The organism is Paenibacillus polymyxa M1 (genome assembly GCF_000237325.1).
GTDB classification, from domain to species: domain Bacteria; phylum Bacillota; class Bacilli; order Paenibacillales; family Paenibacillaceae; genus Paenibacillus; species Paenibacillus polymyxa_C.
In genome coordinates this window covers 2,832,960-2,846,522 of record NC_017542.1, presented here as the reverse complement: position 1 = coordinate 2,846,522, position 13,563 = coordinate 2,832,960, and the positions used below count along the sequence as shown (strand labels likewise).

General features: G+C 39.8%; 9 protein-coding genes and 2 pseudogenes. 7 read left to right on the top strand and 4 right to left on the bottom strand.

All coding sequences use genetic code 11. From position 1 onward, the window contains the following. Positions 1-190: 190 nt before the first annotated feature. Positions 191-484 (bottom strand): annotated as a pseudogene (locus tag PPM_RS30620) (transposase); the annotation flags it as partial. A 43-nt stretch (positions 485-527) separates the two neighbouring features. After that, entirely contained in the window at positions 528-971 is a 444-nt protein-coding gene (locus PPM_RS12580; RefSeq protein ID WP_013371254.1) for an ASCH domain-containing protein, read from the bottom strand. 604 nt (positions 972-1,575) lie between these two features. Here PPM_RS12580 and PPM_RS12575 point away from each other — a divergent pair. The 4 genes and pseudogenes from PPM_RS12575 to PPM_RS12560 all read left to right on the top strand — a co-directional run. Then, complete coding sequence (locus PPM_RS12575; RefSeq protein ID WP_014599771.1) at positions 1,576-3,024, top strand: spore germination protein; 1,449 nt, start codon at positions 1,576-1,578, stop codon at positions 3,022-3,024. A 1-nt stretch (position 3,025) separates the two neighbouring features. Continuing rightward, positions 3,026-4,147, top strand: a complete 1,122-nt coding sequence (locus PPM_RS12570) for a GerAB/ArcD/ProY family transporter (RefSeq protein ID WP_013371251.1) — start codon at positions 3,026-3,028, stop codon at positions 4,145-4,147. Next, a complete protein-coding gene (locus tag PPM_RS12565; RefSeq protein ID WP_013371250.1) occupies positions 4,144-5,247 on the top strand; it encodes a Ger(x)C family spore germination C-terminal domain-containing protein in 1,104 nt (367 codons plus the stop codon). The genes PPM_RS12570 and PPM_RS12565 overlap by 4 nt, the downstream gene beginning before the upstream one ends. Before the next feature lie 64 nt (positions 5,248-5,311). After that, positions 5,312-6,121: pseudogene (locus PPM_RS12560) on the top strand (zinc-binding dehydrogenase); the annotation flags it as partial. A gap of 592 nt (positions 6,122-6,713) precedes the next feature. Here PPM_RS12560 and PPM_RS12550 read toward each other — a convergent pair. After that, positions 6,714-7,799, bottom strand: coding sequence for an L-dopachrome tautomerase-related protein (locus tag PPM_RS12550; protein ID WP_013371248.1), 1,086 nt, complete (start codon positions 7,797-7,799; stop codon positions 6,714-6,716). Between the two features lie 840 nt (positions 7,800-8,639). Continuing rightward, positions 8,640-9,554, bottom strand: coding sequence for a LysR family transcriptional regulator (locus tag PPM_RS12545; protein WP_013371247.1), 915 nt, complete (start codon positions 9,552-9,554; stop codon positions 8,640-8,642). A 473-nt stretch (positions 9,555-10,027) separates the two neighbouring features. Between PPM_RS12545 and PPM_RS30045 the strand changes: the two genes are divergently transcribed. The 3 genes from PPM_RS30045 to PPM_RS12530 all read left to right on the top strand — a co-directional run bounded on the left by PPM_RS30045 (position 10,028) and on the right by PPM_RS12530 (position 12,748). Further along, the gene (locus PPM_RS30045) at positions 10,028-10,216 is read left to right on the top strand and encodes a cupin domain-containing protein (RefSeq protein WP_025679522.1); all 189 of its coding nucleotides are present in this window, start codon (positions 10,028-10,030) and stop codon (positions 10,214-10,216) included. Positions 10,217-10,527: 311 nt separating this feature from the next. Further along, complete coding sequence (locus PPM_RS12535) at positions 10,528-11,325, top strand: dihydrodipicolinate synthase family protein (protein ID WP_013371246.1); 798 nt, start codon at positions 10,528-10,530, stop codon at positions 11,323-11,325. 202 nt (positions 11,326-11,527) lie between these two features. Then, positions 11,528-12,748 (top strand): CynX/NimT family MFS transporter, encoded by a 1,221-nt coding sequence (locus tag PPM_RS12530; protein ID WP_013371245.1) that lies wholly within the window; start codon positions 11,528-11,530, stop codon positions 12,746-12,748. The last annotated feature ends 815 nt before the right edge of the window (positions 12,749-13,563 follow it).

Here is a 13,563-nt window from a genome sequence, read left to right as displayed (position 1 = left end):
TCTTGGACGGTTTATCCCCCATATACCACGTACCTTGACCGATCCGGGGCAAAGACATCCCATCAGAAAGGTTTACCACGCGCCCACCCCCTTATTTTTTTAATTTGATTTTTCCCGCAGAGCCCCGTCCTATTCTCCATAACGAATATATTGGGGGGTGTTTTTGCAGTGGTCTCCCATACATTCTAACTCAACTTTCGCAGCATGAAACAAGGCTTGATGTAACTGGTCAAAGTGGCAATCCATTGCTGGAGTTGACGCCGAATAAGAACTGAAATCTTCTTATCGGCTTTTAGGGCTACTTGGTTGATCAAATCCGCAGCTGTTGCAGGGCAACGACCCAATCGAGCGTACCGACTTCGTTGCACAACAAATAAAACATTCTGTCAAAGGAACGCGCATCCGTGCTTTTCCGATGATGCCACGCCAGCAGTATGTATAGGGAAAACACAATCGTCGTGTGGCTGGTCAGTAAATTGCAGGACGGACTGAAGTCAGAACCTCCATTAATTAATTGTTTACATAGGTCATATCATCAACTCTTCGTCTATCGGATGTTCCCATAGTCCCAGTTTACCCTTCGCTGGAATATAGGGCTTCAGCAGACGGAAACCCGCTATTTGCCACGCAAAATAACCTGGACTGTAATCGCCTAACAGGAAGTCCTCACCCGTCACAACCTTCCCGCAATCCAGAATGGCTGACGTATGATTAGCGTCGATAACTTGATAACAATTTGTAAGCTCGCAAGTAGCAAGGATAACCCCCGTAGGAAGGCTTTGTTCCGTATAGCCATTCTTGGCGAGTAAAGAACGTATGAGTTCATATTTGCAGGCCTGCTTATCGACTTTCTGGCTTGCATGAATAGCCAACGGTCCGCGGTACCGGGTCTTCCAGGATCTGGTTTCATATAGAGTCTCGCCTTGGACAAGCAGAGTCGCCCATGGTTGAATCATGGATAATACTTTCATTCCTCTACGCTCCATTACTGTCATAATGAATTACTATTCCCCAAACATTCTCGAGACTTTCCATTCCCGCATAAAAAGGACGCATTCCCTCCGTTCGCAATAGACCTTTGAGAACAACCTCTGTTTAGCACGCTCGATTAAGCCTGAATTTCGTTTGCGATTTGACGCAGACCCTCTTCGAGTGACGTGGTCGGACCTCCGTCCAAGCAGCTTCTGAAGATCATTGCTCTCAATTTCCAATGCGCCATCGCGGATTGCACTCTGAATTCCAACCAGTCGGAACGATCGGTTCAGGTATAACTACGCTGCTCATTATTCTGGCATAAGTTTCGTCATCCGCTTGTTGAACGGGGACTTCCTCCAAGACACTTCCGAAAGGTGTTACACGCCTTTGAATAGATTGCATTATCTAATTTATCTTTCATCTAACGTCACTCCTCTCGTTAAGCCCGATTATTTCTTCCAACGTTTGCACAGACGCGGCTCAATTCATGCGAGTCCCTTCTCATTTAAGGCACTTAAATTCAACTAAGAACGGATGATTTTCCAATCAAATGCCCATAATAAAGCTTAATGAAAAATCCATAAAGATAATGGTGATTACATGTGGAAATCTTCCGAAATAAATACCTATCGGTTAACCCTTGATGTTTTAAAAACGATGCTTGCCGGCATATCAGAAGCCAGTATCATTGAACGTTGCCCACCTTCCGGAAATCCAATTTGGATTATATATCTGGATACGCTGGTCGATGAGGCACGCATCAATGAATCCATCCTGAAGCCATTGCTTACTATAAATGACAGACCGGTTCCGGAGCGTATTCTAAACTGTAAATTCACAGAAATTCATACACTTAAAGATGCAGAACAGCAACTGATGCGGGCAGCGGTGATCGTACATGAGCCTGCGTTAAATCAATGGTGGACTACTCTTCTTCCGATTACACTGGGTCGTCCTGTAGGAAAATCAGAAACGGAAACCATTATTTACGGGCCGCAGGATAGTTTTACGGAGCAGATTGATCAGAATATAACTTTGATTCGCCGGCGGCTTCCTTTAAGTACATTGAAGTCGGAACAGTTCACAGCCGGTTCGCTTAGTTCTACTTCAGTCTCTCTGCTATACATTGAGGGTTTAACCAATACTAACCTTATCTCTAACACTAAAGAGAAGTTAGTTGCCTTGAACTATGATATATTCCTTGATTCTGGCCAAATCGGAGTTTTTATCGAAGATCACAGCAACAGCCTCTTTCCGCAGCTGCAGCAAACGGATCGACCTGATCAATGCGCTTATTCGCTGGCCATGGGCAAGGTCGTGATCCTGGTAGACAATTCTCCATTTGCTCTGATCGGACCTATAACATTTTTTCATCTTTTCCAATCGCCCGAAGACTATATCCACCGCTGGATAGTCGCTAGTTTTTTGCGTTTACTCCGGTTCTTCAGCTTTTTTTTGTCGCTGATACTAATTCCGGTATATGTTGCCTTAACGGCCCACCACTACCAGATGATCCCCCTGCCTCTCCTCTTTGTCCTGATTGAATCCCGAAGCAAGCTTCCATTCACCCCATTTTGGGAGGGTTTGATCATGCTCGTAATATTGGAAATTATTAAAGAGGCAAGTTTAAGGATGCCGAACAAAACGAGTGAAACTTTAGGTGTCGTAGGCGGCATCGTTATTGGACAGGCAGCGGTTGAAGCCGGTTTTGCCAGCAAAGTGCTGATCGTTCTTCTAGGTGTATCGGGGATCGCCTCTTTTCTGTCGCCTAATTACCAGATATCCAAAGCAAACACGGTCATCCAGTTGACTCTTCTCTGTTTAGCCGCTTATTTTGGCATCTTCGGAATCATATTAGGTTTAATCGCTCTGCTGGCGCATTTGAACGGATTAACTTCACTGAGAGAGCCGTATTTGGCTCCTCTGACTCCCCTTTATTTTAAGGACTGGAAAGATTTTATAATCAGGGTAAGCCTTCATTGGATGGAAACGCGACCTTCCTATTTGAAACCTTTGAAAAAATGGCGATACAGCCGCAGGAGACGATGACATGTCCGCATTCACGCTGTTCGGTAAAAAGGAAACGCTTGGCAACTTGTATGCCGGGCTGCTCATAAACAGACTTCAAATGCTTTATTATTTTTTCATCATGCCTATGTACCTGGCCCATTTCTATATGCTTTGGGTGATCCTGGGACTGGGACTTCTCTCTCAGCTGATGCTGTGGATGTTGTGCAAGTGGCTGACCTCTCCCTGGGCGACACGGGGACTTGAAGGCTTTAAGGAACTGTTTGGTCCCAAAACCGTTCGTCTGCTGGCTGCGGTCGGGCTGATTCCGCTGTTCCTCAAAACTTCTGTGATCGTACTGGGATATAGCGGGATTGTACATGAGTATATTTTCCCCGTGATGAATAGGACTGTTCCGTTGATCGCCATTCTATTGATGAGCTGTTACTTAGCCTCTAATGGAATGGAAAGGGCTCTCCGTTTCATTGTGATTGCTTTTTTCGGTACCATATGGCTCACCCTCTGCTATCTTCCTTTTTATTTCCCGCCGGTCGCAGATTATAAACAACTGTATCCCTTGATACCGCTCCACCCGCCGCTGGACTCCTGGAGAGGTATTGTCATCTGCTGGTCGGCATTGTCGGGTCCGGAGTATCTTATCTTTTTAGTGCCATGGCTGAAGCCGGATCGAAAAACGATTAAACACCTGACCATCGCTAATCTATTCACTATACTTGAGTATTTGCTTCTTTTTGTTGCCACAGTCCTCTATTATGGACACGAGTATTTGAAAACGGCCGGGTATCCGGTAATCAATATGATCAGTTACCTGCAATCACCTATATTCGAACGGATTGAAATCCTTCTAATTTCTTTTTTTATGTTTAACGTCGTCTTTGCCGTCTCGCTGTTTCTGTTGATGTTCTATGGTGCCCTGCAGATCACGGCAGGCAAAACTCTCGAAAAAAACAGCCGGTTCGGATATTTAGCAAGCTGCTTCCTTATGGGCACCCTCCTTGTCATTGCAAACGAAAAGCTCTGGAAAGCCGATACACTCCAGAACCTTTGGCCCGGATTTTTTATGTACTCAGAAGCGGCTACCTTTCTTTTGGTTCCTATACTTTTGCTGATCGCAATGCGGCGGAAAGGAAATACATATATATGAAACTACGGAAAGCATCGCTTATCATCCTGACATTGTTATTAAGCTTGCCGCTAATGACGTCTTGTGCATCGCTTACCGAGAACAATACCATCGAAGAAATTGCCCCTGTGACCTTTCTTTCTCTCAGCGAAGGCAGCGAAGGTAAAATCAAAATCAGCACACTGGCACCTCCGCTTACCCATGATTCCAAAAAGCTGGTTACTAAAGAGGTGCATATGCTCGAAGAAGGCAGAAAGTATCTCAGCCTTAATTATTTCCGCGAATACAAGCTCGGGCAGCTGCGGATGCTCTTTATCAGCGAATCTCTTGCCCGCAAGGGAATTGCGTCAATAGTTACCTCTCTTTTATTGGACCCGGAAACAACACAGCGATTATATCTTGTTGTTGTCGACGGAAATTTCGATGAATATATCATGACTAATACTGAGAAACAGAAGGATTTGGAGTATTTTTTGTATCGTATGTTTAAACATTATGAAAACAAACAGCAGGGTACGATGACGGTCATCAATCTGCACCGCTTTTTGCAAAAATATCATAATCCTTTATCCGATCCGGTCCTACCCGTTTTTGAAGCAACTCCGGATGATTTTAAGTATGAAGGCACCGGCCTCTTCCAGAAGGATAAAATGGCGGGAAAACTTTCCCTCCGGCAAGACCACATCTTTCAGCTGCTGGATAATGTAAATTATATTAAACTTTTGCCCCTCCCTGAGTTTTCCATTCTTCTCGGCCAGGTTCGCTCAAAAGTAGACCTTCATTGGAACCGCGGCGACAGCATTTACGCGGTGAATGTCAATTTGTACGCCAGACTGGTGGAATATCAGGGAGATCGTTATTTAGGCGATACAAACAACCTGATGGAATTGCAAAGTGAAATTGAAAACTTTCTGAAGGAGCGTACAACGGAACTTCTTCAGAAAATGCAGAAGTGGGATGTAGACCCGTTATCTATGGGATATGTAGCACTTCATCCATTCTCAAAGCCTATTTCTGGAGAAGAGTGGCAGAAAACAAAAAGAAGTCTAAATTATCAGGTGAAAGTTCACCTTACACTCAACCCGCTCCCGGCAATTCCTTCTTATCAATATCATCGTTAGTACTTGCTGTGTGTCAAAATCCCCTCTTTAGGTATGTATGGGAAATTTAAGGGGAAATTAAAATTTGTATTTGATAAACGGTAGGGTCTCCAGAGGTAGGGATAACCCGATTCTCGGCTGTGATGCCTCAGGAGAGGTTGTCGCTGTCGGTGATAAAGTCACGAAGTTTAAGGTCGGAGACAAAGTCATAACAAGTGATTACGCAATGTGGCATGATGGACTGTTGACCCCAGAAAAAGAAGCTACAGGACTTGATCTTAGCCTTGGAACTGACGGATGTTTGAGAGAATTATTTACAATTAACGAAAATGCACTTGTAAGGATGCCAAAGAACTTGAATTGGGACGAGGCTGGTGTCATCTATTGTACTTGGGTTACAGCTTGGAATGCAGTAATTAATAAGGGTGAAATCCGACCTGGGCAAACCATTTTGATATTAGGAACAGGCGGAGTAAGTGTCGCCAGTCTATTATTTGCCAAAGCAGCCGGTGCACGGGTCATCATTACGGAAATTAATGATGAAATTCTTGCAAAAGCTAAAGAACTGGGTGCCGATGAATGCATTAATTTCACTGAAAATCCGGAATGGCACGAGAAGGTCTTGGTACTAACTGGGGGCAAAGGTGTTGACGTTCGATTGAGACCATTGGGAATGCCACGTTCGACAAGACACTATTATGTACAAAGCAAAACGGAACTGTAGTCATGGTCGGTTATGTAACTGGCGGTATAGGCCAATTCAATATTACCCAAATAACTCAACGTTGCCTGACACTAAAAGGTTTTCGTGTTGGCAGTACAGAACACATGGAACAAATGGTTGCAGCTGTCGAGCAAAGTAATCTCAAGCCAGCTATTGATTCTATATATGACATAGATAATATCCGAGACGCTTTCAGTCGGCTATCTAGTGGCGGGAAGTTTGGAAAAATTTGCGTTAGAGTTGCGAGATAAGATGCTTATTCGGAATTTGTTTGTAAAGTGGAAATAGTACTAACATGTAATCTTCTATAAAGAGAAAACGATTCAGCTAACGGGAGACGTTAGTTTAATGGCAACGGCAGTCTAAGACTTTATTTAACAAGTCCTAGAACGCCATTGTTCTCATTAATGGAGCAGTTTAAAACTTATATTTCAAAAGTTGACGATTCTTCTTTTCAAAGACCGCGTTAAATCAATCACTCCTGTCTAATACTTTATTTTCAACGAACAGCTGAACTATGCGCTGTTTGGCTGGGCTGGGTTACTTAAGCACTGGCTGGTATGTCCATGACGAGGGTTGTACTCGTGTGACCATGTCATCCCGTTTGAGATCACAACATCGTGAAACACTGCCTCTTTTAGTTTTATTGAGCTATCGTTCCCCTTAATTCAGTAGACAGCCGTTCGGAAACCTTTAAATTCCTCAAAATAATAAAATGCATGATCTACGCAATAGAGTCAATTTGAACAATGGGTTCTATTTATCAAAAGGTAGGTGCAGGTAATTCATCAATTTTCAAACGTACTAAACTATACGGTTTTTTTCGCAGGTCTTTTCCATAATGAAATCTTGCCTGTCTATGTAATTGGTTCACAATTACATATAAGTATTGATCCGGACCAATAGAAAAAGTATCTGGCCATAAAATTCTGGGATCATGGGCGATGGTTTCCATGATTCCATTCGGCAATATCTTTCGAATACTATCGTTTTCATAATCTCCAGCATAAACGTTTCCTTTTGCGTCCGTGATCATCCCATCAGATGCCCCCTTCTCTCCCCAATACTGCACAAGATCACTTAACTTGAAATCCGGTATCGTTCTGTCTCTTAACGATTCTGTTGAGATTGAGTATAGCTGGCGACTGGTTAATGGACAATAGAATAACATTTTTCCATCAGGGGAAATGGCTATACCATCAGAGGCCAACCGAAAGGGAGATGTCGAACCATCCGCGTTTCGATTCATCAAAATTTTGCCTTCCACTTTCGGTACAAAATACGGATCGGGCGAGGTTGAGCTGGCTCCATGCAACCGTCTATACGCATTTCCGTTTTCTAAATTTACGACGATAATAGCGCCTGGACCATTGGAAGAAGAATCCGTTATATATGCGTAACCTGCTTTACCTACACGAAAGTCAAATCGGACATCATTCAAATACGTTGTCGGCAAGACTACATCATCTGCAAATGTATATACTTTTCTTATTGTATTTGTTTCTAAATCTACCGCGACTAATTTTGCCCCTCCTTTAATTGGCTCAGAAAAATTTGGTGCAGCCGTATCCAGTACCCACAGGGTTCCCCTTCCATCTGCAACAACACTTTGGACACTGATGAAGGACATAGCGATATTCAATGGGTTGATCAAATTCGTTTCTAAATTAGGATAAGGCTGCAACTGACCCTCAACAATTTCCGCTACCGTAAATCTAACGTCATCTCCCCATTTCGGAAAGCAAATGAAGATACGCCCGGTTTCTGACACACTAACGCCTGTAGGCATAGCCCCATAAAATGAATAAACGAGTTCTAACTTACCGAAATATTCTTCCATAGGTAACATAGTTTTTTTTAATATCCTCCCCACCATATTTGAACGGATATTACCTATAATATGTTTAAAACTTTTTCTAATGCCTAGCTCTTAATGATTCTTTTTCTAACCAAAACATAGACGCAGAGTAGAGTAAATCTCTGCTGGTTGTTGCACCTCAATTTTATGATGCCGACCAGTTTGTAGCTGGTTAGTCATCAACATCCGTGCAGGTAAGTAGCATCATGCGACACATTGGCGATGTGGATTTCACTTTGCTGCCTGTAATACTAGTCTTTTGAATGAGTGTGCGGTGCTCAAATACGGAGATGAGCTAATTTTTGTCGATATTTCTAAAATGAAGATAGGCTAACTTCAGGAAGAGATCAAAGCCGGCATATTGTATAAATGGGGATTCACTGCTTAATAATAACGAATTTAATTAAGTTTTTTGAAAATGTCCAAGACATCTCAAAAAACAAAAGGCTTCGGCGCAAGCCGAAGCCTTTTGACGGTGACTCTCCGTTGTCTTTGGCAAGTAGTTCGTCTGAAAGTCTAAAAACCTCATTATTTTCTCAAAAGTCAAATTCATATCTGAATCGAGATAATTCAAGTCTGCCCACCATCACAATACGGTTTTTCGTACGCATCTTTACCTACGCGATTGCCCTTTGATACGATTCAATCAGTGATTCAAGATGACCTTATTATTATTGAAATGGTGACTTTTCCGTTCTCTTTACATATTAATAGCACCTGAAGCTATTCCCTCTGACTTTTCCAATCCAAAAAAGAACTGACCGTCGTAGCTTCTTTCTTTTATATGTCCAGTAGTATATAAATAAAGATTAATAAAAATGAGTGGACTTTTTAATCAGTGCCTTTCATAAAATTCTGAGTCAAATGGAGTGAGGCCTCTTTTAGAGTATTAATAAAAATACGTGTCGCAGCACTCAGGTATTTATCTTTCCTGTAGATAATTCCTATATATCGAGCAAGATTAACATTTAAAATGGGAATAATTCTGATACGAGGATGGTTAAGGTACTCTAAGTAAGGTCGCGGTAATATAGTTACCCCTATCCTATCTATAACCATATTAATTAAAGATTGCATGGTTGTAATTTCAAAGACCGGTTCTGGAATAAACCCCACATCTTTACAAGCTTTATTTATAAGCTGTCTTATAAAGTATTGTTCAGGAAGTAAGATGGAAGGTGTTGTTTGCAAGACTTCTATACCTAATTTATCCTGATTCTCTAACGGGTGTCCAACAGGCACTGCAAACGCCATTTCCTCTCTATATAAAGAAATGGTTTCTAATTCATCCCCTTTCATAGGTAAAAAAACAATGCCTATATCCAGCTTATTTTCTAACAGTTGTTTTTTTATATCCCCAGTACGTAATCCAAACACAGATATCTTAACACCAGGATATAGATGATGAAAACTACGTAATGTGGGCGGAATGAGGTAATTTTCAACGGTTAACAAGGTGCCTATAGAAATGGTTCCTCTTTGAAGGCCATTTAGTTCATCTATTGAGGTTTTTGCCTGTTCCAGTTCATGAAAAATGTTACGTGTATACTTTAAGAGTAATTCCCCTGATTCCGTAAGAGCCGTCTTTTTACCCATGCGATCAAATAAAAGTGTGCCAATTTCATGTTCTAACAAACGAATTTGTTGACTTAAAGAAGGTTGAGAAATCCCTACCTTTTCTGCTGCTCTTGTAAAATGTAGCTCTTGGCACACAGCGTAAAAATATTCAAGTTGTCTTAACTCCATTCTTAAGCCTCCTGATTTAAACGGTAATAGTTCCTACCTTTGCATTTTGCAAGTTCATTAACATGAATTCAATAGGAATACTATAAACAATCTTAGATATTACACATTATACCATAGGTTAAACCTATGGTTATTATATAAATAATTGAATTGTACTATTGATTGAACTGTCTTAGACTATTAGTTGCACAGAGATCAAAGTAAAGTCTTTAATCCTAAAAGTATAAATTCTTTAAACTGTGTAAAAATTTTGTGGGGGTGATAAGATGGGTAGTCAAAAAACAGAGATTATCTACTACAGTGAGTTTTTAATAAAGAGTAGGAAGCCTGCCGTTCGAGCATGTTCATGGAAATGGAAAGACATTTATCCATTACTCAATTAATCTGTATCGGAAGGCTTTCTTTAAAGTGGCCGTGGAACATTGTCACTCATTCATAATCATACAGGGGATACGCATGGAACTTCATCAACTATGAAAGTAGTCGTCCAAATTTTTAAACCTGGTGGGCATAATAAAGCTCATTGTCATACTAATGTAGCTCTCAATCTAGTATTTCAGGGCGAGGGTTATAGTATCGTGGATGGAGAAAAGATTGAATTGAAAAAAGGTGACCTATTCTTAGCTCCTCCTTGCTCTGCTCATGAGCATTGCAACACTTAACAAACAGGATGCTATTATTTACACGTTTCAAAATGTACCGGTTCTTACTTCAATGGGCACTTGGTTTTTAGAGAAACCGGTGGGTAGTACACCTCGTCACATAGTCAAACCAGATACACAAACAAAGAATAACTAGAAAAGATTAGTTAATACTTTTGGCCTGTAAGAATGTAACCAAACTTTAAACAACATGAACATAGAACAATTTAGTCATTCAAATATACCTTTTAAAAATTATCTGAAAGGATTTAGTATTTGGCCTTATGTACAAATTAGTTCTTGTAATGTATATACACTGGAGGATATAACTGATGAAAAATTTTAATGTTGCTATTCCAACTCCCTTTCGTGATGATGAGAGCTTATATTTAGAAGGATTCAATCCTATTGTTAAACATTTAACAGATAACGGGATAGATTCACTACTTGTGTCTGCTACGACAGGCGAACAAAATTCAATGAGCATTGAAGAGCGTATCCATATTATTGATTATTTTAATCAACAAAAATTTGTAAATGTTGAACTGATGTTTGGCGTATCAGCTACAACAACAAGAAATGCAATAAAACTGGTTAAAAAGCTTGAGGAATCTGTTTTTGATTCTATTCTAATTCAGTTTCCACCTTACATTCAGCCGACACAACAACAAGCTATTTCTTATATCAATGAGCTGCTACAACATACCACCAAAAACGTTGTCCTTTATAATAATCCTTTCCGAACAGGATTTGAGCTAAGTGCTGAATCATTAAAGACTGTTATTAACCAGAAGTACTCTAACCTTGTAGGACTTAAAGAAGAGAGTGATGCCAAACGTCACCATAATACTGACTTACCAGATGATTTCATCATGTTTGCTGGTGGAGATGTAAATCTTATAGAAAAGATAATGAATGGATGTAATGGACTTTCTAGTATGGTAGGAAATGTTTACCCACAAGAAATCAAACAAATTTTTAATGACTTATTAATGAATAAACCAGTAGACCTTTGGAAGATAAAACAATTAATTAATAAAGTTACAAGTGGTCAAGCCATCATAAACATAAAAAATCACTATAATTCTTTAGGTATAAAAGTAGGGGCATGTCGTTCTCCTATTAACTAACGGGAGAAGTCCAAAAATTCGCTTAATTTAATTAAAATGTTTAAAAGTAACCGTCAAGTAGAAAACAACATTTTATTATGTTCTCTGCTTTACGGTTACTATTGTGGAACAATATGGAAGTGTGGCAATCCAAACAATAAATGAATTGATTACCTAATTTAGAAAAGCCTTTAGTATTAAATACGGAGGATCTATAGCGATCATGGGTATTTCACAAAAAACCAATCAACTAGGACAACCGAAACCGGATCTAAAGCCTAGAATAGGATTACTTATTATAGGTATCATCCTAATGGGAGCCAATCTCAGAGCCCCACTAACATCAGTGGGTCCACTAATAAATTCTATACGTGACAGTTTAGGCATATCTAATATACTAGCAGGGACAATAACTACAGTACCTTTACTTACTTTTGCATTCTTATCCCCTTTTGCCCCTAAGTTAGCTCAACGTTTTAGTACGGAGTTTATCCTATTTATTTCTTTAATCTTATTAACCATTGGATTTGGAATACGTTCTTTTGGTGGTGTAATAACCTTATTTATAGGAACAATCTTAATTGGTTCATGTATTGCCATTGGTAATGTATTACTCCCCAGTCTCATTAAACATAACTTTGCACAAAATGTAGGAATGATAACAGGGATTTATATAGTCTCTATGAATTTATGTGGAGCTATTGGATCCGGTATAAGTATCTCCATCTCCTCATTATCAGGGTTAGGATGGTCAGGAGGTCTCGGATGCTGGGGAATCTTATCTCTTCTTACACTTTTCTTTTGGTTACCACTAATACAAAATCAACATAAATCTATTAGATTTGTACAAACTAAAAAGAAAGTTAAATCTATAAACTTATGGCATTCTAAACTAGCATGGAATGTCACGTTATTTATGGGTTTTCAATCCTTAATCTTTTATACCATGATAACGTGGCTTCCTGAAATTCTTGAACAAAAAGGGCTGAACACTCATGAAGCTGGCTGGATGTTGTCTTTAATGCAATTTGCTATGCTTCCTACTACGTTTATTGTCTCTATTTTAGCTGGACGTTTAAAGAAGCAGCATTCATTAGTACTGGTTTCAGTCGTCTTGCTTATTGGAGGGGTATTCGGTATCTTACACGGAAGCACGATCCTTATTCCAATATGGATAATTATGGTTGGAATTGGAGTGGGATTTGCCTTTAGTTTAGCTATGATGTTTTTTAGTTTACGTACTCAAGATACGAATGAGGCAGCAGAATTATCCGGTATGGCTCAATCATTAGGTTATCTTTTGTCTGCTATCGGCCCTGTCTTATTTGGATGGTTGCATGATGTGACACATAATTGGAATACTTCCTTACTGATGTTAGTTTTAACTTCTGTTATTATCTTTATCACGGGTATAGGCGCAGGAAAAAATGAATATGTAGCATAGGATACCAGTCAGTAAACAAGAATACTTGGTTTTTAACCCAGTCTCAAAAACATTTGTTTTTGAGACTTTTTTGTAATTGGTATTAATATATAAAGGGGAATGGATAGTTGAAAACAAGAGAACTTCTTACCGACTGTCGCTATTTTATTGAACTAACGTTTCCCGTGAGTTGGACAAGATTATTAGAACTGAATGCTAATCCGTTGAATTTATGAATCCCAGTTCCAAATTTGGCGAGATCATTTCTTTATTTCCTGGGATCTTTCGAATTGATCCACTTAATCATTAAGCTCCCTGGAAATGATTTAGTTTCCTCACTCAAGCTCATGGAAGCGCTGCATGCTATTGTGCCGAACGGTACGACATATTTCTTGCAAATTACAATTAATATCTATTTTACACAACTAAGATAAGCCGTCCCCGACCCTCAGCCTCCAGTCATTACATCGTATGGTAGTACCAACAGGGTATTCAAAATCACATTCACCAATAAGAAGAAGCCAAGCTTGCGACAAATGACATTAGAAGCAGGATTGCAAAAAGCATGAATGAATTCATGTTTCTTTTCATAATGGATAGGAGCTATCGCTTTCGCTGTTGCTTCTGTGGCTATTCCTCTGCCGATGTGTCTATGGCTTAAACCTATACTTACAATCAAATATATATATATTGTGACACAATATATAAAACCCTTATTAAATAAAGACTAAATAATAATTTAATCAAACTAAAAGAAATACGGGTTTTGTGAAGATGTCTTAGAAAACCCGCATAGCAACGTGGATTCTTCATGATATAAATCAGGTAAAATTCAT